Consider the following 21,599-nt stretch of genomic DNA (forward strand, 5'->3'; position numbering starts at 1 on the left):
TGCACTATAAGTAGCATGGGAACATGACCACCCGTGCACCCCGCCGCGATTCCGTGGAGAACCGCGCCGGCATCCTCGACGCCGCCCGAGCGACCCTCGCGAACGATCCGCACGCGTCCGTCGACGTCATCGCCCGCAGCGCCGGACTCTCGCGCCGCACCCTCTACGGACACTTCGACGACCGCGACGCCCTGATCCGCGAGCTCATCTCCAGCGGCGCGCAGCGCTTCAACGCCATCGCGGCCTCGGTCGACGATCCCGACAGCCGCATCGCCCTCGCCCGCCTCGCCGCCCGTCTCTGGCAGGAGGCCGCGCACGTGCAGGTCGCCGCCGCGCTCGCCCTCGACGAGGCGCACGTCGAGCACACGGCGGCAGCACTCGCGCCCCTGCGCCGCACGGTCGCGGCGCTCGCCCGTCGCGGACAGGAGGACGGGAGCTTCCGCACCGACCTCGCCGCCCCCACCCTCGCCCGGCTGATCGAGGAGATGGCGCGCACGGTCGTCTCGCGGACGGATGCCGCCAGCATGGGCGCCGCGAACGTCGCGGTGCGCACGGTGCTGAGCATCGCCGGACTGTCGTGGCGAGAAGCGGATGAGCTGCTCGCCGCACATCCCGACATCATCGCCGCGGAGATCGATGAGGAGGCGACAGCGTGAGGATCACCCTGCACGAGGTGAGCAAGGGGCGCGGCGGACAGGCGCTTCCCCTGACCAGCCTCGAATTCCACACCGGGGCCGTGCGCTTCGCCCTCGCCGAGACCGAGCAGCGTCCGACCGTGCTCGGCCTGATCGCGAGCGGACGGATGCGACCGGACGCCGGCCGAGTCACCCTCGACGGAGCCGAGAACGCGAAGGAGCTGCGGCGACGCGTGGCTCTGGTCGATGCACCGGACGTCAGCGACCCGCACGCCGACATCACGCTCGCCGGAGTCGTGGGCGAGGAGCTCATGTTCGCCGGCGTCGGCGCGACGCCCCTGCACGCGCGCCGCTGGCTGGCTCAGCTCGGGTTCGCCGAACTGGCATCCGTCCCGATCGGCACCGTCGACCCCGCTGCCCGCGTGCGCATCATGTGCGAGCTCGCGGTGCTGCGCGGCGGGGTCGAGGGCATCGTGCTCGTCGCCCCCGACCGGCACGGCGGCAGCCCCGACGGCTGGTGGCGCATCGCCGGCGAGTTCGCCGACCGCGGCTACGCCATGCTCGTGATCATCGGGGGCTCGGCGGCCGTCGCCCTCGAGCGGATGCAGGAGTTCGACGCGATCAACGCCTCGGGGCCGATCGAGCCGCTCGTGCTCGAGGAATCCGGCGCCACTTCGGGGCCCGAAGCCCCGGAATCCGAAGCCCCGACCGAGAACGGAGGCGAGCGATGAAGGTTCCTTCCATGATCGCCGCCGAGCTGCGGCGCCTCACCGCGAGCAAGATGGGCATCATCGCCCTCGTCGCGCTGATCTGCGTGCCGATCCTCTACGGCGGTCTCTACCTGTGGGCCAACCAGGACCCCTACGCGAAGTTCCCCGAGGTCCCTGTGGCGCTGGTCGTCGACGACGAGGGCGCCCCTGCCGCAACCTCAGGGAACCAGGGGGCCGGCTCCGACACCGTGAACTACGGCGAGGACGTGGCCGACAACCTCATCGACGGCAACGCCTTCGACTGGCAGCGGATGACCGCGGAAGAGGCCGCGGATGCTCTTCGCGAGGGCACCGTCGACTTCACCGTGACGATCCCCGCCGACTTCTCCTCCGCGCTCACCTCGGCGGCGGGCGACGACCCGCACCAGGCGCGCATCGACCTGGAGACCAACGACGCCAACAACTACCTCGCCTCCTCGATGGGAACGCAGGCTGTCGAGAAGATCCGCAGCTCCGTGGCCGAGATGGTCGGGAGCGAGGCCGCCGAGCGTCTGCTCACCGGCCTGAGCGACGTGCGCGACAGCCTGATCACCGCCGCCGACGGAGCGACCCAGCTGACCGATGGCGCGAACACCGCGGCATCCGGAAGCTCCACCCTCGCCGACGGCACGGCACAGCTCGCCGACGGCACCGCGCAGCTCGCGGCGGGCGCGCAGACACTGGCGAGCGGGGCGCAGCAGGTGAGCGCGGGGAACCGACAGCTCGCCGACGTCGCCGACCGCGCGGGTGCGGCCGTGCAGCAGGCCGCCGATGCGCTGCCCCAGGTGCGCGCCGACATCGCGACCACCCTCGCCGAGCAGGGCGTGACACAGGAGGAGATCGATCAGGTCCTCGCGGCCCTCGACCCTCTGGCGAGCCGCCTGCAGGACGGCAACTCGAAGGTGCAGACCGCGGTCGGCCAGGTCGATCAGCTCGCCGCCGGCGCCGCATCCCTCGCCTCCGGCGCCTCCGAGCTCGCGACCGGAGCGGGCACGGTCGCCAGCGGTGCGGCATCCGCGAATGCCGGCGCCGCTCAGCTCCGCGACGGACTCGGCACGCTCGCGGCGGGCACCGCGGAGCTGCGCGACGGGCTGTCCGAGGGGGTCGGGCAGATCCCGGCATCCACGCCCGAGCTCCGCTCGCTGCAGGCCGACACGATCGCCGACCCGGTGAAGGTCTCGAGCGACAAGGTCGCCTCGGCCGAGGACTACGGCGCCGGGCTCGCGCCGTTCTTCGCGGCGCTCTCGGCCTGGATCGGCATCTACGCGCTGTTCCTCATCGTCAAGCCGATCTCGCGTCGCGCGGTCACGGCGCTGCACTCCCCGATCCGCATCACGCTCGCGGGATGGCTGACCCCCGCCATGCTGGGCGCCGTGCAGATGGTGGGACTGATGGGCATCCTCGCGATCACGCTCGGCTTCACCTTCGACAATCCCATCGGCACACTCGGGGTGATGGTGCTCGCCTCGGCGACGTTCGCCGCGATCATCCTCACGCTGAACGTCTGGCTGGGATCCGTCGGGCAGTTCCTCGGCCTGGTGCTGATGGTGCTCCAGCTCGTCACCGCCGGCGGCACGTTCCCGTGGCAGACCCTCCCGGCCCCGCTCGCGGCCCTGCACCATGTGCTGCCGCTGGGATACGTCGTCGACGCGATGCGTCAGCTGATGTACGGCGGAGACCTCGCCCGGGCCGGCTGGGATCTGGCCGTCCTCGCCCTGTGGCTCGTCGGCGCCCTGGCGCTCGCGATGGTCGGGGTGACGCGCATGACGCACCGACGCACGCTGCGGGATCTGCAGCCGAGCCTCATCGGGTGAACCCTGTCCGCCGGAGCGCTCCTGCAGCCAGGACCTCCGGCGGATATGATGCGAAGGCGCGGCCCTGAAACGCGCACTGGGGCTCGGTGGGACTGAGTCCCACCTGCTATCCCGAGAAGAGCGTTCAACGATGACGACTGATTCGCCGGCCACCGCCGTCCCCTCCCGCCCTTCTCTGGGCGTCCGGATCGGGCGGATCGCGTTCCTCGTCGTCGCCGCGATCGTCGTGATCGCGGTCGCCGCAGCCTTCTTCGTCACGTGGACGATCCAGCGGTCGTTCCCGCAGACCGAGGGCGCGATCGAGGTGGAAGGGCTCACGGCCGCCGTCACGGTGCAGCGCGATGCCAGCGGCGTGCCGACGATCACCGCCGACTCGACGGACGACCTCTTCTACGCGCAGGGATTCGTGCACGCGCAGGACCGCTTCTTCGAGATGGACTTCCGCCGGCACGTGACATCGGGGCGCGTCGCCGAGATGTTCGGGGCCTCGCAGGCCGGAACCGACGCCTTCCTCCGCACGCTCGGCTGGCGCAAGGTCGCCGAGGCAGAGGTCGAGGCGATGGACGACGTGACCCTGAGCTACTACGAGGCATACGCCGCCGGCGTCAACGCGTATCTCGCCTCGCGCTCGGGCGCAGAGCTCTCGCTGGAATATGCCGTGCTCGGCATGCAGAACCCGGACTACGCCCCTGAGCCCTGGGAGCCCGCCGACTCCGTCGCCTGGCTCAAGGCCATGGCCTGGGATCTGCGCGGCAACGTCGAGGACGAGACCGAGCGCGCGCTCCTCGCCGCCGAGCTGGATGCCGGCCCCGCGGGTGACGATGCGTCGGATGCCGCAGACGACACGACCGCGATGCTCGAGAGGCTCTACCCGGAGTATCCGTTCGAGGAGAATCCGGTGATCGTCCCGAAGATCTCGACGGTCCCCGCGCTCGAGACGGATGCCGAACCCGCCGCCTTCCTGTCCGACACGGGCGCTGACGTGCAGCAGGCGGTCACGACCGTGGAGTGGGAGAAGACCTCCGACGTGATCGCCGCGGCGAGCATGCTCGTGGGCGACCTGGGCGAGGGCATCGGATCGAACTCCTGGGTCGTCTCCGGCGACCTCACCGACACGGGGATGCCGCTGCTGGCCAACGACCCGCACCTCGGAGCATCCCTCCCCTCCGTCTGGTACCAGGTGCAGCTGAAGTGCTCGACGGTGAATGCGGACTGCCCGTTCGACGTCGGCGGCTTCTCCTTCTCCGGCCTTCCCGGCATCGTGATCGGGCACAACCAGAAGGTCGCGTGGGGCTTCACGAACCTCACCACCGATGTCACGGACCTCTACATCGAGCGCGTGCAGGGGGACGAGTACTGGCGCGACGGCGTCCTCGTGCCCCTCGAGGAGAGCACCGAGACGATCGAGGTCGCGGGCGGCGACGACATCGAGCTGACCATCCGCTCCACGGTCCACGGCCCGATCATCTCCGGGCTCACCGACGACTTCACTGCGATCGCCGAAGACCCGGTCCCCGCGCTCGAGGCGGGCATTCCGGGAGGCCCCGATCTGTTCTCCGGCGGAACCCTGCCAGAGCCGAAGGTGGAACCCGAGTACGCGGTCAGCCTTCGCTGGACCGCCCTCGACCCCGGCACGGCCGCGACCGCGATCTTCGCGCTCTCGACCGCGCAGGACTTCGACGACTTCCGCTACGCCGCCTCACTCTTCGACGTGCCCGCGCAGAACCTCATCTACGCCGACACCGACGGCAACATCGGCTACCAGACGCCGGGGCGCCTGCCGATCCGCGGCGCGGGCGACGGGTGGATGCCGCAGCCCGGATGGGACAGCAGCTACGACTGGACCGGATTCATCCCGTTCGAGGAGCTGCCGGTTTCGTACAACCCGACCTCGGGCTACATCGTCACCGCGAACAACGCGATCGTCACCGACGACTACGAGTACTTCCTCTCCCGCGATTGGGACTACGGGTACCGCGCCGCCCGCATCACCTACCTGATCGAACGTCGCGCCGCCGCCGGGCCTCTGACGGCGAAGGACATGCGCGCCATCCAGATGGACAACGAGATGTGGATCGGCAAGCAGCTCGCCGCCGCCCTCGCCGACATCGAGGTCTCCGGGGCGGGCCCGCGAGAGGCCGTCGAGCTGCTCCGCTCCTGGGACGCGCAGAACACGGCATCCTCCGCCGCCGCCGCGTACGCGAACGTGCTCTGGTCGAACCTCGTGCAGAACATCTTCGGCCGACGCGAGCAGCCGCTTCCCATCGACGGACAAGCCCGGCTGTTCACGGTCGTGGCGGGCATGCTGGAGGATCCGTCGGATCCGCTCTGGACCAACACGGAGCTCGATGTCGACGGGATGGACGAGATGCTCGCGCTCTCGGCCGAAGACGCCTATGACGAGCTCTCCGGGCTTCAGGGCACGGCGGTCGCGCTCTGGAACTGGGGCGACCTGCACGCGATCACCCTCCGCAGCGACACCCTCGGCGCCTCGGGCATCGCGCCGATCGAGGCCCTCTTCAACCGCGGCCCCTTCCGTGTCGGCGGCGGAGCATCGGTCGTGAACGCGACGGGGTGGGAGCTCGGCACCTCCTACGCGACCACCACGGTGCCCTCGATGCGCATGGTGGTCGACCTGTCGGACTTCGACGCCTCGACGTGGATCCACCTCACCGGGGCCTCCGGCCATGCGTTCGCCGAGCACTACGTGGATCAGACCGAAGACTGGGCGGTCGGCATCCAGCGTCCGTGGGCGTTCTCCGCGAAGGCGGTCGACACCGCCGCCCGGCACACGCTGGTGCTGACGCCCGCCGGCTGAACCACGGGGTCGCTGAGCCATCGAAGCGCCCGCACAGCCGGGTCGACTACCGTTGACGGGTGCCGACCAGCTACCTCGCCCCGAAGGGCACCCCCGTCACCCTGCTCGAATACGAGTACGGCGGGGCGACCCTCATCGCCGAGACCTTCGGCGAGGGCGAGCACACCTTCCTGCTGCTGCACGGCATCGGAATGGGGCGCAGCGTCTACCTCGACGTGGTGCAGCGTCTCGACGGCCGTGTGATCGCACTCGACCTGCCGGGCTTCGGTGAGGCGCCGGAGCCCACCCGGAACCTCACGATGGAGCGTCACGCCGACCTCGTCGCCGCCTACCTCCGTCACACCGGCGAGGAACCCGTGATCGTCATCGGGCACTCGATGGGGAGTCAGATCGCGGCCGAGCTCGCGGCACGGCATCCGTCGCTCGTCGCGAAGGTGATCCTCGCCGGACCGACCGTCGACAAGGCGGCGCGCAACGTCGCATCCCAGGCGAGGTACCTGCTGATCGACCTGCTGGGCGAGCGTCCGCTCGTGATCTGGCGCGGCGCGAGGGAGTATCTGCGCGGTGGCCCGCACCTGATCCGGAAGATCCGCGCCACGATCGTGCATGAGCCCGAAGACGCGTTCGTCCGCATCGACTGCCCGGTGCTGGTGCTGCGAGGAGAGGACGACCCGCTCGCACCGATGAGCTGGTGCCAGGCGATCATCGACGCGATCCCCGGCGCCGACCTGAAGGTCATCCCCGACCACGGTCACGGCACCCTGATCACCGACTCTGAGCCGGCCGCCCGCCTGATCCAGCGCTTCGCGGACGCCCGCTGAATCAGGGGTAGCCCCGGAACCTGACGCTGTCGGACGCGGAGTCGTCGAGCGCCTTCGACAGCGCCGGATCCACCGCGAATCCGTCCGGATCGGCCCCGCGCGACGCCCGAGGCCGCCGCATCAGCATCGCGAACCACGCCACAGCGATCACGCCGAGGACGATCAGGAACGTCTCCATGGCAGCACGGTACCGCCCCCGCGCATATTTCTCCAGGTCGGTCACCGGTGCCGCTGCGCAGCCGTTCACAATTCAGCCAGAATCTCGCGCTGACTGCGAATACCGGGCTCGCGAGGGCTGTCGGGCACCGTTCTTGCTGAATTGTGAACGTCGATCGCCGGTGAATCGCGGACCGAGCACCTCGATGACCTCCCGCAGTGCCTTCTGCACGGTCTGCCGGTCACCGAGGATGTCCGTCGCCAGCGGACGGATCGTCACGTATCCGCGGCGGGCGGCCGCGAGGTCGCGGCGCCGGTCGTCCTGCTGCTTCTGCCATCCCTCATGGAACTCCTTGCTGTCGCATTCGATGATCAGCCAACCCTCCACGACGAAGTCCACCCGCCCGACGCCGGCGATGAACACCTGCGTCTCGAATAGGGCGCCGATGGCCCGGAGGATCAGGCGCACGAATGTCTCGGGTCCCGATTCGGCGGAGCCGTCGACGAGCCCACGCACGGCCTTCAACCGGGCCGGCAGTCCGGCGAAGACCTCGTCCACCTGAGAAGCCGTCAGCAGGCCGTGATGCACCAGGCTGTCCAGCGTGGCGACCGCGGCGCGGGGCTCCTGGCACCGCACCGCGTGACGTGCTGCGTCGATCAACGGCGCGACGTGGAGGAGCTCCGGCGTGACAGACGAGAGGTTCCAATGAAGGGTGACGTGCCGCCCCTTCGGTGAGCGCAACCGAGAGCTCCCTCGCGTGACGAAGACGTGCAGGCCGCGCGGCCGGTGCACGAACACACCCATCAGCGCGAGCAGCGACAGACACGTCAATCGCCCGCCGATCCGGACCGCTTCCACGATGTCTCCGTTCGCCTCGGCCAGGACGTAGCGATCGCGTCGGACATGTTGAAGGTGCCCCCCGTCGGACCTCCCGTGAGATCGAGCGGGCTGACATGCCCAGGGCGAGCAGGTCTGCCCGGGTGAAGGCGATGCGCGAATAGGCGGCGGCAGCGCGCTGCGGGATGGTCCTCGTCTCATCAGTCATCCGAGAAGTGTGTGAACAACCCGCTCTCGTAGGGCCCAGGAGTGGGGGATTGTGGACGAAGTTCCGCCACGCTCGGTCGGTGCAGAAGTAGTTTCAGCGAGGCGCGCCGTGCATAATTCAGCAAGAACTTCGCGGATGCGGCGTACTCGTGGCCGAGAGAGCCGCAGAGTCGCGTTCTTGCTGAATAGTGAACGTCGCGCGTCGAAGCCCGACGTCCTCATGGCCCGGACGCCGCTCGGCACTACCCCGCGCCGGGAGGGGTCTGCTTCGATTCGGCGAGCTCGTCGACGATGAGGCTCCGCTCGTCGGTCGTGCCGTTGCGGTAGGCCTGCCGGCCGACGATGTGGGCCGAGAGCGGCGCGGTGGCGAACTGCATCAGCACGATCGGAGCCACCAGGACGAGGCCGATCAGGATGCCGCCGACCGAGCGCTGCGACAGTGCGACCGCGCCGCAGATGAGCACGAGGCCGAGCACCTGCGGCTTCGTGGCCGCATGCAGCCGGGACGGCACGTCGCGGAAGTGCAGCAGGCCGACGGCGGCCGAGAGGCAGAGCAGGGCGCCGAGCAGGATCAGCACGAGCACCGCCACATCGATGACGGCGTCGGGGATCAGGAGACCGAGCACGTTCATTGCGTCGTGTTGTCCCTTCTCGCGACGAAGCGGGCGACGGCGATCGAGCCGAACACCCCGATCGCGGCGATGATCAGCAGCACCGGGATGCTGCGGGTGTGCCCGTTGATCGCCATCTCGGCGCCGAGCACGCACATCACCTCGGTGAGCAGCACGTCGGAGGCGACCGCGCGGTCGAGGATCGACGGCCCCCGCACGATCCGGATCACGGTGAGGATCGCGGCGACGCCGAACACCACCATGATCACCAGCAGGAGGATGTTCATCGGGCACCGCCTCTCGGGGATCCGCCGACGCCGACCGAGCGCTCGTCGGCCTTCAGCGCACGGTACTGCTCCGGGTCGCCCAGCGCGCGCACGATCCGCCGTTCCCAGAGGAGGACGCCCGCACGCTGCCTCTCGACGTCGGCGGCGTCGCGCACGCCGATCACGTGCAGGTAGAGGATGCGCCGGTCACGATCCGCCTCGACGATGAGCGAGCCGGGGATCAGCGAGGAGGTGACCGCGACGTGGGTCATCACGAGGTCGTCGGCGTACCGCAGCGGCACCGCGATGATCGCGGCTCCCGGCTGGCGACGGAAGTCGAAGACCTGCACCGTGACCGACAGCGCCCCGCGCAGAACGGCGAACAGGAACTGCACGACGAACAGCGCCGCATACCAGACGTTGATGCGTCCGGACAGGGCGACCGTCGGCAGGCGGAACACGCGCGTGACGAACACGGCGACGATCAGTCCGGTGAGGAACGACAGCACGGTGAACTGCGCCCAGAGCAGCATCCAGAGCACGACGAGCCAGGCCAGGAACGGCAGCTGCACGCGGATGTCGCGCCAGAGGTGACGACGGGTGTCTCTCATCCGCTCACCTCGTCTTCCAGCTGCACGAGGCTCACGGGCTGCAGCAGCGCCGAGCCGATGCGGTCGCAGAGGGCGTAAAGAGGACCGGCGAAGATCGTCAGCGCGACGGTGACCGCGACCATCCCTCCGGTCGCGAGCGTCATGATCTTCGGGATGCGGCGCTTCTTCTGCTGGTCGTCGGCGGCGGGCGCGTTGCCGAGGTACGAGATGCGGCCCTCGGTCTCGGTCGAGTCCTCCTCCTCGCGCCAGAACGCGAGGTTCCAGGCGCGCATCAGCGCGTAGAGGGTGAGGAGCGAGGTGACGATGCCGCCGATGATGAGCACGATCATGAGGGGCGTGCCGACGGATGCCGCGGCCTCGAACAGCGCGAACTTGCCGATGAACCCCGAGAACGGTGGCAGGCCGCCGAGGTTGATCGCGGGCACGAAGTAGAGCACGGCGATCACCGGAGCCACCTTCAGCAGTCCCTTGACCCGGAGGATCGAGGTGCTGCCGGCGCGGCGCTCCACGAGCCCGACCGCGAGGAACAGCGTCGTCTGCACGACGATGTGGTGGACGATGTAGTACACCGTGGCGCCGATCGCGGCCGGTGTCGCGATCGCCAGGCCGAAGATCATGTACCCGACGTGGCTCACCAGCGTGAACGACAGGATTCGCTTCAGCTCGGCCTGGGCGACGGCGCCGAGCACGCCGATGATCATGGTGGCCAGGGCGATGATCAGGAGGACCGTGTCGATGCTGTTCGATGCGAACAGCTGCGTCTCGGTGCGGATCAGCGCGTAGACGCCGACCTTGGTCAGCAAGCCGGCGAACACGGCGGTCACCGGGGCCGGGGCGGTCGGGTACGAGTCGGGCAGCCAGAACGACACGGGGAAGATGGCGGCCTTGATGCCGAAGGCGATCACCAGCATGAGATGCAGCACCAGCTGCGTCTCCTGCGGGAGCTCCGACATGCGCTCGGCGATCTGGGCCATGTTGACGGTGCCGAGCGCCCCGTAGATCATCGCGATCGAGGCGAGGAACAGGATCGACGACACCAGCGAGACGACGATGTACACGGCACCGGTGCGGATGCGGGACTCGGTGCTGCCGAGCGTGATCAGCACGTACGACGCCACGAGCAGGATCTCGAAGCCGACGTAGAGATTGAACAGGTCGCCGGCGATGAACGCGTTGAAGATGCCCGCCGCGAGGATCAGGTACGAGGGGTTGAAGATCGAGATCGGCGTCTCGTCTGCGCCGTCGGCGACTCCCTGGCCGATCGAGAACAGGAGGACGGCTAGGAGCACGATGCTGGAGACGAGCACGAGCAGCGCCGACAGCCGGTCGACGTAGAGCACGATGCCGAAGGGCACGGGCCACCCGCCGACGGAGACGGCGAGCGGTGCTCCGGCATCCACCACCACCAGCAGCACCGCGGCGATGACCGACACGATCGCGAGGGTGGCGACCGTGACGAACACCTGCAGGCGGGCGTTCCGTCCGAAGACGAGGGTGACGGCGGCGCCGAGCAGCGGAAGCGCGACGAGGAGCGGAACGAGGGCGGTCATGACCGGTCCCCCTCGTTCTCGGGACGCTCGGCGGGACGGCGTCCTTCCTCGTCGTCGCCCCGGCGGTCCGGCGCGTCGAAGGGGGCGTCGTCGTGGATCGACGGATGGTCGCGCATGTGCAGCACCGTGATCGGCGCGGTCTGCACGCCGACGAAGTCGGTGGTCGCCTCTTCCTCGAGGTTCGCGTCGTCCTCCATGACGTCCTCGTCGGCGTCGGTGCGCTCGCGGAGGGCGATGTCGGCCTCGTCGTCCTCGACGGTGTCGGCCTGGCCCAGCTGCCAGGAGCGGTAGATGAGCGCGAGCAGGAACGCCGACACGGCGAAGGTGATCACGATCGCGGTGAGGGTGAGCGCCTGCGGGAGCGGGTCGCTCATCTCTCCCTCGGTGCCGAAGAACGGCGCGTTGCCCGGCACGCCCATCACGATCAGCAGCAGCAGGTTCGTCGCGTTGCCGAGCAGCAGGAAGCCGATCAGCACGCGTGTGAGGCTGCGCTCCAGCATCGCGTAGACGCCGCAGGCGAAGAGCACCGCCATCACGACGATCAGGGTGAGCGAGACGTCCATCAGCTGCGCACCCCTCCCTGCGTGGGGCTCTCCTGCGGGCGGAGCGCGGACTGGCGGTCGACCTCGGCGCCAAGGCTGCGGAGCACGTCGAGCACGAGTCCGATGACGACGAGGTAGACGCCGACGTCGAAGATCGTCGACGTGACGAACTCCATGTGCCCGATGCCGGGGATCTCCCACTCCCAGAAGGAGCTGGTGAGCGGCGCGAGACCGAAGAACAGCGGGACTACCGCGGTGCCCACCGCGAGGATCAGGCCGGCGCCGAGGAGCCGACCGGCATCCGTGGGTGCCGCAGCTCCCAGCTCCCAGCGACCGCCGGCGATGTAGCGCATGACCAGCGCCATACCCGCGACCAGGCCACCGGCGAAGCCTCCGCCGGGGAGGTTGTGCCCCGCGAAGAGCAGGAAGATCGACACGACGATGATGGTGTGGAACAGGATGCGGACGATCACCTCGAGCAGGATCGAGCGGTTCTCCGGCTTCATCTTCTGCCCGCCGACGAGCCAGGCGCGCGGACTGTTCTCGTTCTCGGCGGTCTGGAAGCGGATGCCCTCGGTGGTCTCGACGAGGGGACGGCTGCGGGCCGCCTTGCGCGTCGCCCGGGGGAGGACCTTGGTCGCGGCGAGCAGATCGGCGCGGTGCGTGACGAACACGAGGGATGCCACGCCGGTCGCGGCGAGCACGAGAACGGACAGCTCGCCCATGGTGTCCCAGCCACGCAGATCGACGAGCGCGACGTTGACGACGTTCTTGCCGTGCCCGATCTCGTAGGCGAGCTTGGGGAAGGCTTCGGAGATCGGTTCGGCGACGCGCGACTGCGTGGCGACCACGGCGACGAACGCCATGGTCACGCCGACGCCGATCGCCAGCAGCGCGCGGGGGATCCGGCTCACCGACGCGTTGTGCTCGCCCATGCGCGCCGGGAGGCGTCGGAGGACGAGCGCGAACGTCACCATCGTGACCGTCTCGACGAGGATCTGGGTAAGCGCGAGGTCGGGTGCGCCACTGGTGGCGAAGAGCGCGACCATGCCGAGCCCGGTCACCGACACCAGGACGACACCGGTGTAGCGCTTCTGCGCGCGCACGGCGAAGACGCCGGCCACCGCCATGATCGGCGCGACCGCGATCTGCGCCGGGGTGTGCCAGGCCGAGAGGTTGTAGCGATCGACGTCGCTCGCGATCAGCGCGGTCACCTCGGCGGCGACGAAGACCACGAAGATGGTGCCGACGTAGACGGGCAGAGAACCCCGCTGCGTGAGCGTGGTGCTGAGCACCGAAAGGCGGTCGATCCCGCGCATCACGAGGTAGTAGGCGTCGGCGGCCGTGAAGGGCAGCATCCGCGCCTTGGCGTCCCAGCCGGTGCGGCGGGTCAGCCAGAAGATCCCGAAGCCGAGGAGGATCGTCAGGATCGAGATGCCGAGCGCAGGTTCGAGACCGTGCCAGAGCGCGAGGTGTCCTGGGCCTTCGACAGCCTCGCCCGCGGCGTCGAGTCCGGGGGTCGCGGTGAGGGCGTAGCCCTGCAGCGCCACGTCGAGCGCCGGTGCTCCGATGCCCGCGGCGAGGGTCACGCCGGCGAGGATGATCGGCGCCGACAGGAAGCCGACCGGCGGGTCGGGCCACGCGGTGTCGGGCATCCGCTGCCCCTGCTCGTCGCGCTTCGTCCAGAACGCACCCCAGAGGAAGCGGATGCCATATGCCGCGGTGAGCATGGACCCGAGGCTGACGCCGATGATCGCCACGAGACCCCACGGCGAACCGTGCAGTCCGTCGTCGAGGAGCGCCGTGAGAGTGGATTCCTTGGCGACGAAGCCGATGGTCGGGGCGATGCCGGCCATGGAGGCCACCGAGATGAATGCCGCGGTCGCCATGACGGGAGCCTGTCTGCCGACGCCGGACAGCTCGGTGATGTCACGCGTGGAGAGCTGACGGTCGATCACGCCGACGATCAGGAAGAGGGCCGACTTGAAGAGCGCGTGACCGATCACCAGGGCGAGGCCTGCCAGTGCCGTCGCCTGCGTGCCGTAGCCCACGACGAGGGCGAAGAAGCCGAGCTGGCTGACCGTGCCGAAGGCGAGGATGCGCTTGAGGTCCGTCTCGCGCAGCGCCTGGATGCCGCCGAGCAGCATGGTCACGATCCCCAGCGTGATGACGATCGGACGCCAGGGACCGCTGAACGCGAAGATCGGCGCGAAGCGCGCGATCAGGTAGATGCCGGCCTTCACCATGGCGGCGGCGTGCAGATAGGCGCTCACCGGTGTCGGGGCGGCCATCGCACCGGGAAGCCAGAAGTGGAAGGGGAACAGCGCCGATTTGCTGATGGCGCCGATCAGCAGCATCACGATCGCGGCATCGATGATCGGTCCGGTGGGTGCGATCTCGAGGATCTCCCGGATGCTGCTCGTTCCGGCATCCACCACGAGGAGCACGACCCCGACGAACATCACGAGACCGCCGAGCGTCGTGACCAGCAGAGCCTGCAGTGCCGCACGTCGGCTGACCGCACGACGGCGGTAGTGCCCGATGAGGAGGTACGAGAGGATGCTCGTCACCTCCCAGAACATCACGAGCATCACCAGGTCGTCGGTGAGGACGAGCCCGTACATGGCGCCGGCAAACCCGAGCAGCACGCCCGCGAAGGAGCCGATCCCCGCGGAGTCGTCGAGGAAGTACCACCGGCAGTAGAGCAGCACCAGGGCGCCGACGCCGGTGACGATGAGGGTGAGCACCCAGCCCAGGACATCCATGTGCATCGAGAGGTTGAGCCCGAGCTGCGGGATCCACGGGATCGAGACGAAGGGTGCGGAGCCGTCGAGGACCTCCGGGGTCCGCACCAGCGCGTGGACGAATGCCGCAGCCGGAATGAGCGCGGCGATGATGAATGCCTGCGATCCCAGCCAGCGCACCAGCACGGGCATGAGCAGGGACCCGAGGAGGAACACGGCGAGGAGCGTCAGCATATACGCGGCTCCCTCGGGGCTCGTCGGCCGGGGGTGAATCGGCTCAGGCGGGCGGGTGTCCGTCCAGTTTACCGGCGTTAGGGATCCGTGAGGACCGCGGGTTTCTCCGAGCGTGCGAGAGTGGTCGCATGCGGCGGGTGTGGGTGCGGGAGCTGACGGGGTGGCTGGCAGCCCTCGGAGTCAGCGTGATCATCGCCGGTCAGGTCTCGGCATCCGCCCGCTCGGAGCTGCTCTTCCGTGACGGTGACTCGCTGATCGTCGCGATGTTCGCGCGGTCGGTGATCGCCGGCGGGCCCCAGGACTGGGCGATGTCGAGCGTGCTGTTCCTGCCCGAGTCCGCGGCTTTCGCCGGGCTCGATGCGCTGCTGCCCCTCGATGTCGGCGCACTCCTCGCAATGAGCGCCGTGGTCAACCTTCTCGCGCTCTACGGTGCCCTGCGCCTGGTGGCCGGCCGTCGACGCGAAGGGCGGGCACCGGTCGCCTGGTCGCTGATCGCCCTCGTCGTCTTCGGTCTCCTCGCCGCGACCGAGATCTCGGCCTCGCGCGACGCTCTCGAACTCGCCTCGCTGCAGCTGACGACCACGTACTACGCGGCGACGGTGGTCGGCGTGGTCCTGTCGATCGGACTCGTGCGTCGTGTGCTCGACCGCGACCGCGGCCACGCCGGACTCCTCTTCGCGCTCGGGGCCGTCGCCGTGGTGTCGACCCTGACGAATCCGCTCTACGCGGTGTGGGCGACCGTGCCGCTCACGATCTACCTGCTGTTCGCCCTGCGCCTGTCGACGCAGAAGAAGCGGATGCCGATCCTGCTGGCGGTGCTCGTCGGCGGGTCCGTCCTCGGACTGGCCGGTCGCATTCCGTTCGGGGCATGGATCGCCAACACGGGAGCGGGGTACGCTCAGCCCGCCCTCTGGCCCCAGTCCGCGCAGTACTACGGCGGCCTCCTGGCCGACCGTCTGTCGTCGCCGCTCGGCGTCATCGGGTGCCTGCTCACGCTCGCGCTGCTCGTCGGGGCGCTCGTCCGGATGACGCGCGCGGAGGACGCGGGTTCGCGCCTCGTCGCCACGATCGCGTGGCTCATGCCCGTGCTCGTGGTGGTCGGCGCCATCGCACTCGGCACGCACGCGGCGCGCTACCTGCAGCCGGTCGCCTTCGCACCGGTGCTCGCCCTGGTCGCGGCGCCGCTCACTCCGCGGATGCCGCGCAGGGCCAGTCGCGCGGCCGCTGCTGTCGCGACCGTGCTCGTGGTGGTCGGAGGTGCGCTGAGCGAGCCGCGGCTCGCTGCGGCAGCCGACGCCCCCGATGCAGATCTCGTGTGCGTCACCGACTGGGTGAGCGCGTCGGGACGCACCGGCGCCGGCCAGTTCTGGACCGTGCGGCTGCCGAAGCTGCACCTCGACGATCCGGCGCAGCTCGTGCAGGTCGATCACCAGCTCAGCGGATACGCGTGGCTGGTGAACCGCCACGACTTCGAGGTCGGCGAGGTGTCGTTCCTCGTCGAGGACTCCCAGACCGTGCAGTGGCAGCTGCCCCTGGCGGTCGTTCCCGCCGAGGTCGTCGACTGCGGCCGCTACCGCATCCTCGACTTCGACGACACGACTCTCCCGCTCGGTCCGCCGCACTCCTGAGGCGCCTCGCCTGAGCCTGTCGAAGGGCCCGGGTGAACCTGGGTCCCTGAGCCTGTCGAAGGGCCCGCCACCGGTGCTTCGACAAGCTCAGCAACCCAGGAACGACAAGGCCGGCAACCCAGGAACGGCAAGCTCAGCCACCCAGGAACGACAGCTCAGCAACCCAGGAACGACAGCTCAGCCACCCAGGAGGCGAGTCAGCGCTTCGCCGGCGCGGCCGTGGTCGTCCCTGCCCGGAAGCGGCAGGTGAGGTGCTGGGTGATGCCGGGCTCGCCGCGCAGCATCCGGGCTACCTGCTCCCCCGCCGCGCGTCCCTTGTCGACAGCGGGCTGCACGCTCGTCGTGAGGGTGAGGTCCGCGAGGCCGTCGACGGCGATCCCGTCGAAACCGGCGACGGAGAGGTCCTCCGGAACTCGGAGTCCCAGCTCCTCCGCAGCGCGGATCACGCCGACGGCGAGCAGGTCGCTCTGAGCGATCACGGCGGTCGGCCGCGTGGAGGCATCGGCGAGCAGCATCCGGCCGACGAGCACGCCCTCGTCGATCAGGCTCCCTGACGCGGAGATCGCCGGAGCGTCGGGGAACACCTCACGGAGACCCGAGAGGCGATCGACGGTGACGTCGACCGTCGCGGTCGCGACGCGTTCGGCGGTCACGGCGGTGCGCGCGCGGTCCGTGTCGAGCGGGAGCGTGACGAGGGCGACGTCGCGATGCCCGAGGTCGCGCACGTGGCGGGCGATGTCGGCGGACGCCGCGGCGTTGTCGAGAGTGATGCGCGGAATCCCCTCCCCCGCGTCTCCTTCGATCACCACGACCGGCAGGCCGCGGCCGCGGACCACCTCGAGCGATGCGCGGGTGCGGCCCGAGCATCCGATCAGCACGAACGCGTCGACCGGGGCGTTCGCGAGGGCCGATCCGTCTTCGCCGGGCTCGTCGCGCAGGAGGAGGATGCCGGCGCTGAGCTCGGCGAGTCCGTCGGTGAGGCCGTCCATCATCGCGGTCGTCACCGGGTCGAGGAAGGCTGCTCGCAGGTGCCCCTCGAGCACGACCGCCACGATGCCGCTGCGTCCGCGTCGCAGCGATGCCGCCCGCGGGTCCGGCCCGGCATAGCCGAGCTCAGCTGCTGCGGCGAGCACGCGCTCGCGAGTCGCGCTCGCGACCTTGGCCTTGCCGCTGAACACGACGGAGGCCGTCGAGGTCGCCACCCCGGCCTGGCGCGCGACATCGGCGATGGTCGCTCGGCGCGGAGTCTCCTGAGTGCTCATACTCCGAGGATAACCCGGTTCGGTCGCCAGGAGTCGAATCGATTCGATAGGCTGTCCGGCATGGACACCGCCCTCACCCGTTCGCAGTTCGTGCGCTGGCGCGCAGCGATCTTCGCCATCTTCTTCGCCAGCGGACTCTCGATCGCCACGTGGGCGTCCCGCGTGCCCGGCATCAAGCAGGCTCTCGAGCTCGACAACGCCCAGGTCGGCATGATCCTGCTCGGCATGGGTCTCGCGTCGATCATCGGCATCTCGACCAGTCCCGCCGTCATGGCTCGCACCGGCGCGCGGCGCGGGATGCTCCTCGCCATGCTCATGTTCGCCGTCGGCATCGCCCTGGTGGGCCTGGGCGCGAACGTCTTCGGCTCGGTCCCGATCGTGCTGCTCGGGATGGTCCTCTTCGGCTTCGGCAACGGCTGCGTCGACGTCATGATGAACGTCGAGGCGACGGCCATCGAGCAGCAGATGGGCAAGACCATCCTGCCCGTCTTCCATGCCCTCTTCAGCTTCGGCACCGTGATCGGCGCCGGCATCGGCGCCCTCGCCGCCGGCCTCTCGATCGATGTCGCGACGCATGCGGGCGTCATCGGCACGCTGATCGTCGTCATCGCCGTGGTGTGCTTCTTCCAGGTGCCCGATCGCGAGGCCGCACTCGATCCGGAAGGCCACGAGAAGCCCCCGTTCCGGGAGCGCATGCACACGGCCCTCGAGGCATGGCGCGAGCCGCGCACCTACCTGCTGGGCGTCGTGATGCTCGGCATGTCGTTCGCCGAGGGCGGCGCCAACGACTGGATCGCGCTCGGCACCGAGCAGGGCCACGGCTTCGCCGAGGGCACCGGGGCCGTCTCGCTCGCGGTGTTCTCGGTGGGCATGACCGTGGTGCGCCTCTTCGGCGGACCGCTCGTCGACCGTTTCGGCCGCGTGCTGGTGCTGCGCATCCTCGCGGTGGCCGCGGCCTCCGGCATCCTTCTCTTCATCCTCGCGCCGAGCTTCCCGCTCGTGCTGGTGGGTGCCGCGCTCTGGGGCATCGGCGCCTCGCTCGGGTTCCCGCTGGGCATGTCGGCGGCAGCCGACGATCCTGCCAAGGCGGCGGCCCGGGTGAGTGCGGCGGCGACGATCGGCTACGTCGCGTTCCTCGGCGGCCCTCCGGTGCTGGGCGTCATCAGCGAGCACATCGGACTGCTCAACACGCTCTTCATCCTCGTCGGGCTGGTCGTGGCGTCCGGACTGTTCTCGGGAGCCGCCCGTCCCCTGCGCGACGAGGAGAAGACCGCCGTCCCGGCACGGGAGAGCTGAGTCTCACGCGTCGCGGCGACGGACGAGCGCCGCCGCGTGGGAGCGACTGCGCGCACCGAGCTTGGCCAGCACGTTCGACACGTGCGTCTTCACCGTGGGCACCGAGATGTGCAGGCGCTCGGCGAGCTGGGCGTTCGACCACCCCTGCAGGATGCCCTCGAGGATCTCCTGCTCGCGCGCCGTCAGCTCCGGCCGATCGCCCGGCTCCGTTCTCGGCGCGGTCGGTGTCGCGGCGCTCCGCGCGACGGCGGCGAGCGCCCTGCGGGTCACACGAGGATCCAGGGCGCCCTCCCCGGCGGCCACCGCACGCACCGCCGCGGCGAGCGCCGGAGCGTCGACCGTCTTCAGCAGGAAGCCCACGGCACCGGCGCTGATCGCACCGAGCACGAGATCGTCCTCATCGAAGCTCGTCAGCACCAGCACGTCACCGAGGCCCCGCTCGACGATCTCCCGAGTGGCGGAGATCCCGTCCCGACCCGGCATCCGCAGGTCCATCAGCACCACATCCGGTCGCAACGCCGCCGCGTTCCGCACCGCGACGTCTCCGTCCGCCGCCTCTCCGACGACGGAGATGCCGTGCGCCTCCAGCATGATGCGCAGACCCGTCCGGATCGCACCGTGGTCGTCGGCCAGAAGCACCGTGGGCGCGTTCACGGGCGCACCTCGACCGGGATGCGGGCGGCGACCGACCATCCGTCGGACTCGGGGCCGGCGGCGAAGACGCCGCCCAGCGCTTCCACCCGCTCGCGGAGCATCTGCAGTCCCCATCCCTGGCCGCCGTGCGTGGCCGCGGCGTGGGCGACTCCGCCGCGCGACCGCACGAGCACTCGCACATCGGTGTCCACGACCTCGATCGCGACGTCCACGTCCGCTCCGCTCGCATGTCGGATGCCGTTGGCCAGGGCCTCTCTCACGACCCGCACGACGGCCTGCTCGGCGGCGCCTCCCACGCCCTCGACGTCCGTCGCAGAGAAGCGGATGCCGAGACCCGCGCGCCTCGCCTCGTCGACGATGCCCTCGAGGTCGGTCCATCCGGGAGTGGAGGAGAACGCGCCGTCGCCCCGGCGGAGCACCGAGATCATCGAGCGCAGCGCGCCATGAGCGTCGAGACCGGCGTCGCGCACGGCCTGCAGCGCATCGCGGTCGGTGACCGGATCCGGAGCGGTCGCCAGCGCGGCCTCGGCGCGGATGGCCATCGCCATCACATGACCGGCGACGACGTCGTGCAGCTCCCTCGCCATGGTCTCGCGTTCGCGCTGCACGGCCTCCGCCTGCTCCCGTTCGGCGACGGCGGCCGCATCATCGGCGCGCTGCCGATGGAGCTCCGCGAGCTCGTTCGCCTGCGAGACCGCGACCGCCCACCAGTAGTCGGTGCCGACGAAGGCGCCGAACTGCACCGCCACCAGGAAGGCCACCGGGACGGAGGCGTCCGACAGGGCCAGCGCGCCGAAGAACATCGTGACCACCGCGACCGCACTGGCGATGAGCAGTCGGGTACGCATGCGGGGTGAGGCGACGAAGGCCGCGGTCCACAGCACGTCGAGCAGGATGATCACGGGCCCGAGCCCGCCGATCGTCAGCAGGTCGACCGTGAACAGGACGGCCGCCGCGACCAGCGAGAGGATCGGGAAGCGCCGCTTCAGGAGGACGGCGATGCAGCCCGGAAGGGCCGTCGCCAGCGTCCACCACGGCGAGACGTCGGCGTCGAGGAGCGAGAAGATGCTCCAGACGCCGCTGAAGCCGAGCGCGGCACTCAGCACGCAGAACAGTCCGATGAGGACCGCATCGATCAGGGGGCGGCGCGCTCGGGACCAGGTGCGGATCCGCTCCGCCGTCGCCTCCTGCATGGTCTTCATGCAACCACGACGGCGCCGACGGCGCATCCGACGAAGGGATGAGGCCGGACGGGCGGAACGGGACTTTCGCCCGATCCGTCGTGCGCGCCTGTCGTCGAGCGTGGAGGCATGGAACTGTTCGGCGGACTCCCGCTTCCCCTCTCCCTGGCCCTCCTGGCACTGATCGACGGCCTCAGCGTCGGGACCCTGCTCATCCCGGTGTTCCTCCTGCTCAATCCGGGCCGTGTCCGGGCGGGACGCATCCTCCTCTACCTGGCGACGATCGCGGCGTTCTACCTCGTGGTCGGACTCCTCTTCCTGTGGGGCCTCGTGAATCTGGTCGATGTGGCCGCGGACTTCCTCGCGTCGCCCGCGGGGCTGATCACGCGCCTGGTCGTGGGGGCCGCGCTGCTCATCACCGCGTTCGTGATGCCCACCGGCACGAAGGTCGAGACACGATCGGCATCGGCCGTCATATCAGCCCCGGCGTCGGGGAGCGTCGCTCCGCGGATCTCCCCGTGGACCGGCATGCCCGTCCGCGACGCGGAGGCCGAGGATCGGCCGGCGCCGCAGCCGGGTCGGATCACCCGCTGGCGCGAGCGCCTGCTCGACCCTCGCACCCGCGGCACCGCGGTGATGGCGGTCGCGGTCGCCGCCGGTCTTGTCGAGGTCGCGACGATGCTCCCCTACATCGTCGCGATGACCATGCTGGCGGATGCCGGCGTCGGCACGCCGCTTCGGGTGCTGTCGCTCGTCGGCTACTGCGCACTGATGGTCCTCCCGGCCGTCGTGCTGCTCATCCTCCGACTTGTCGCCGCTCCGCTGGTGCAGCGGCCGCTCGAACGGTTCGCCGCCTGGATGGAGCGCACCGGCGCAGAGAACACCGCGTGGATCATCGGCATCATCGGCTTCCTCATCGCGCGCTCCGCAGCCACCGAGCTCGGGATCTTCGACGCCCTGTCCCGGCTCGGCGGCTGAACCT

The 21,599-nt window shown here is 69.9% G+C and carries 19 protein-coding genes; 8 read left to right on the forward strand and 11 right to left on the reverse strand.

Annotated elements, in window-relative coordinates:
- Window positions 1–23 precede the first annotated feature (23 nt).
- The 5 genes from MRBLWH11_RS04455 to MRBLWH11_RS04475 all read left to right on the forward strand — a co-directional run bounded on the left by MRBLWH11_RS04455 (window position 24) and on the right by MRBLWH11_RS04475 (window position 6,837).
- The gene (locus tag MRBLWH11_RS04455; protein ID WP_116633261.1) at window positions 24–656 is read left to right on the forward strand and encodes a TetR/AcrR family transcriptional regulator; all 633 of its coding nucleotides are present in this window, start codon (window positions 24–26) and stop codon (window positions 654–656) included.
- Window positions 653–1,366 (forward strand): hypothetical protein, encoded by a 714-nt coding sequence (locus tag MRBLWH11_RS04460; protein WP_341946879.1) that lies wholly within the window; start codon window positions 653–655, stop codon window positions 1,364–1,366. The genes MRBLWH11_RS04455 and MRBLWH11_RS04460 overlap by 4 nt, the downstream gene beginning before the upstream one ends.
- Window positions 1,363–3,198 carry a YhgE/Pip family protein gene (locus MRBLWH11_RS04465; RefSeq protein WP_341946880.1) on the forward strand — a complete coding sequence of 612 codons (1,836 nt, stop codon included), beginning with the start codon at window positions 1,363–1,365 and terminating at the stop codon, window positions 3,196–3,198. The genes MRBLWH11_RS04460 and MRBLWH11_RS04465 overlap by 4 nt, the downstream gene beginning before the upstream one ends.
- Window positions 3,199–3,328: 130 nt before the next feature.
- Window positions 3,329–6,016, forward strand: coding sequence for a penicillin acylase family protein (locus tag MRBLWH11_RS04470; RefSeq protein ID WP_341946881.1), 2,688 nt, complete (start codon window positions 3,329–3,331; stop codon window positions 6,014–6,016).
- 59 nt (window positions 6,017–6,075) lie between these two features.
- Complete coding sequence (locus MRBLWH11_RS04475) at window positions 6,076–6,837, forward strand: alpha/beta hydrolase (protein ID WP_341946882.1); 762 nt, start codon at window positions 6,076–6,078, stop codon at window positions 6,835–6,837.
- Between the two features lies 1 nt (window position 6,838).
- Here the strand turns inward: MRBLWH11_RS04475 and MRBLWH11_RS04480 are convergent, their stop codons facing one another.
- The 8 genes from MRBLWH11_RS04480 to MRBLWH11_RS04515 all read right to left on the reverse strand — a co-directional run bounded on the left by MRBLWH11_RS04480 (window position 6,839) and on the right by MRBLWH11_RS04515 (window position 14,596).
- Window positions 6,839–7,015 carry a hypothetical protein gene (locus MRBLWH11_RS04480; protein WP_165807954.1) on the reverse strand — a complete coding sequence of 59 codons (177 nt, stop codon included), beginning with the start codon at window positions 7,013–7,015 and terminating at the stop codon, window positions 6,839–6,841.
- Between the two features lie 72 nt (window positions 7,016–7,087).
- Window positions 7,088–7,852, reverse strand: coding sequence for a hypothetical protein (locus MRBLWH11_RS04485; RefSeq protein ID WP_341946883.1), 765 nt, complete (start codon window positions 7,850–7,852; stop codon window positions 7,088–7,090).
- A gap of 428 nt (window positions 7,853–8,280) precedes the next feature.
- The gene (mnhG, locus tag MRBLWH11_RS04490; RefSeq protein ID WP_116633266.1) at window positions 8,281–8,670 is read right to left on the reverse strand and encodes a monovalent cation/H(+) antiporter subunit G; all 390 of its coding nucleotides are present in this window, start codon (window positions 8,668–8,670) and stop codon (window positions 8,281–8,283) included.
- Window positions 8,667–8,936, reverse strand: coding sequence for a monovalent cation/H+ antiporter complex subunit F (locus MRBLWH11_RS04495; protein WP_341946885.1), 270 nt, complete (start codon window positions 8,934–8,936; stop codon window positions 8,667–8,669). The genes mnhG and MRBLWH11_RS04495 overlap by 4 nt, the downstream gene beginning before the upstream one ends.
- On the reverse strand, window positions 8,933–9,526 hold the full coding sequence (locus MRBLWH11_RS04500; protein WP_116633268.1) for a Na+/H+ antiporter subunit E: 594 nt from the start codon (window positions 9,524–9,526) through the stop codon (window positions 8,933–8,935). The genes MRBLWH11_RS04495 and MRBLWH11_RS04500 overlap by 4 nt, the downstream gene beginning before the upstream one ends.
- On the reverse strand, window positions 9,523–11,076 hold the full coding sequence (locus MRBLWH11_RS04505; RefSeq protein ID WP_116633269.1) for a Na+/H+ antiporter subunit D: 1,554 nt from the start codon (window positions 11,074–11,076) through the stop codon (window positions 9,523–9,525). The genes MRBLWH11_RS04500 and MRBLWH11_RS04505 overlap by 4 nt, the downstream gene beginning before the upstream one ends.
- Window positions 11,073–11,639, reverse strand: coding sequence for a Na(+)/H(+) antiporter subunit C (locus MRBLWH11_RS04510; protein WP_116633270.1), 567 nt, complete (start codon window positions 11,637–11,639; stop codon window positions 11,073–11,075). Before MRBLWH11_RS04510 ends, MRBLWH11_RS04505 begins: the two co-directional genes overlap by 4 nt.
- Complete coding sequence (locus tag MRBLWH11_RS04515; protein WP_341946886.1) at window positions 11,639–14,596, reverse strand: Na+/H+ antiporter subunit A; 2,958 nt, start codon at window positions 14,594–14,596, stop codon at window positions 11,639–11,641. The genes MRBLWH11_RS04510 and MRBLWH11_RS04515 overlap by 1 nt, the downstream gene beginning before the upstream one ends.
- Before the next feature lie 128 nt (window positions 14,597–14,724).
- Between MRBLWH11_RS04515 and MRBLWH11_RS04520 the strand changes: the two genes are divergently transcribed.
- Window positions 14,725–16,224, forward strand: a complete 1,500-nt coding sequence (locus MRBLWH11_RS04520; protein WP_341946887.1) for a hypothetical protein — start codon at window positions 14,725–14,727, stop codon at window positions 16,222–16,224.
- Between the two features lie 197 nt (window positions 16,225–16,421).
- Here the strand turns inward: MRBLWH11_RS04520 and MRBLWH11_RS04525 are convergent, their stop codons facing one another.
- Window positions 16,422–17,486, reverse strand: coding sequence for a LacI family DNA-binding transcriptional regulator (locus tag MRBLWH11_RS04525; protein ID WP_341946888.1), 1,065 nt, complete (start codon window positions 17,484–17,486; stop codon window positions 16,422–16,424).
- Between the two features lie 60 nt (window positions 17,487–17,546).
- Here MRBLWH11_RS04525 and MRBLWH11_RS04530 point away from each other — a divergent pair, with 60 nt between their 5' ends.
- Window positions 17,547–18,782 (forward strand): MFS transporter, encoded by a 1,236-nt coding sequence (locus MRBLWH11_RS04530; protein ID WP_341946890.1) that lies wholly within the window; start codon window positions 17,547–17,549, stop codon window positions 18,780–18,782.
- Between the two features lie 3 nt (window positions 18,783–18,785).
- On the opposite strand, the gene MRBLWH11_RS04535 is transcribed toward MRBLWH11_RS04530, so the two are convergent.
- Together MRBLWH11_RS04535 and MRBLWH11_RS04540 are read right to left on the reverse strand one after the other, a co-directional pair.
- A complete protein-coding gene (locus tag MRBLWH11_RS04535) occupies window positions 18,786–19,436 on the reverse strand; it encodes a response regulator transcription factor (protein ID WP_341946891.1) in 651 nt (216 codons plus the stop codon).
- Window positions 19,433–20,638 carry a histidine kinase gene (locus tag MRBLWH11_RS04540; protein WP_341946892.1) on the reverse strand — a complete coding sequence of 402 codons (1,206 nt, stop codon included), beginning with the start codon at window positions 20,636–20,638 and terminating at the stop codon, window positions 19,433–19,435. The genes MRBLWH11_RS04535 and MRBLWH11_RS04540 overlap by 4 nt, the downstream gene beginning before the upstream one ends.
- A 108-nt stretch (window positions 20,639–20,746) precedes the next feature.
- Between MRBLWH11_RS04540 and MRBLWH11_RS04545 the strand changes: the two genes are divergently transcribed.
- Window positions 20,747–21,595 carry a GAP family protein gene (locus MRBLWH11_RS04545; RefSeq protein ID WP_341946893.1) on the forward strand — a complete coding sequence of 283 codons (849 nt, stop codon included), beginning with the start codon at window positions 20,747–20,749 and terminating at the stop codon, window positions 21,593–21,595.
- Window positions 21,596–21,599 lie beyond the last annotated feature (4 nt).

It is taken from the genome of Microbacterium sp. LWH11-1.2, from assembly GCF_038397745.1.
Taxonomy (GTDB): Bacteria; Actinomycetota; Actinomycetes; order Actinomycetales; family Microbacteriaceae; genus Microbacterium.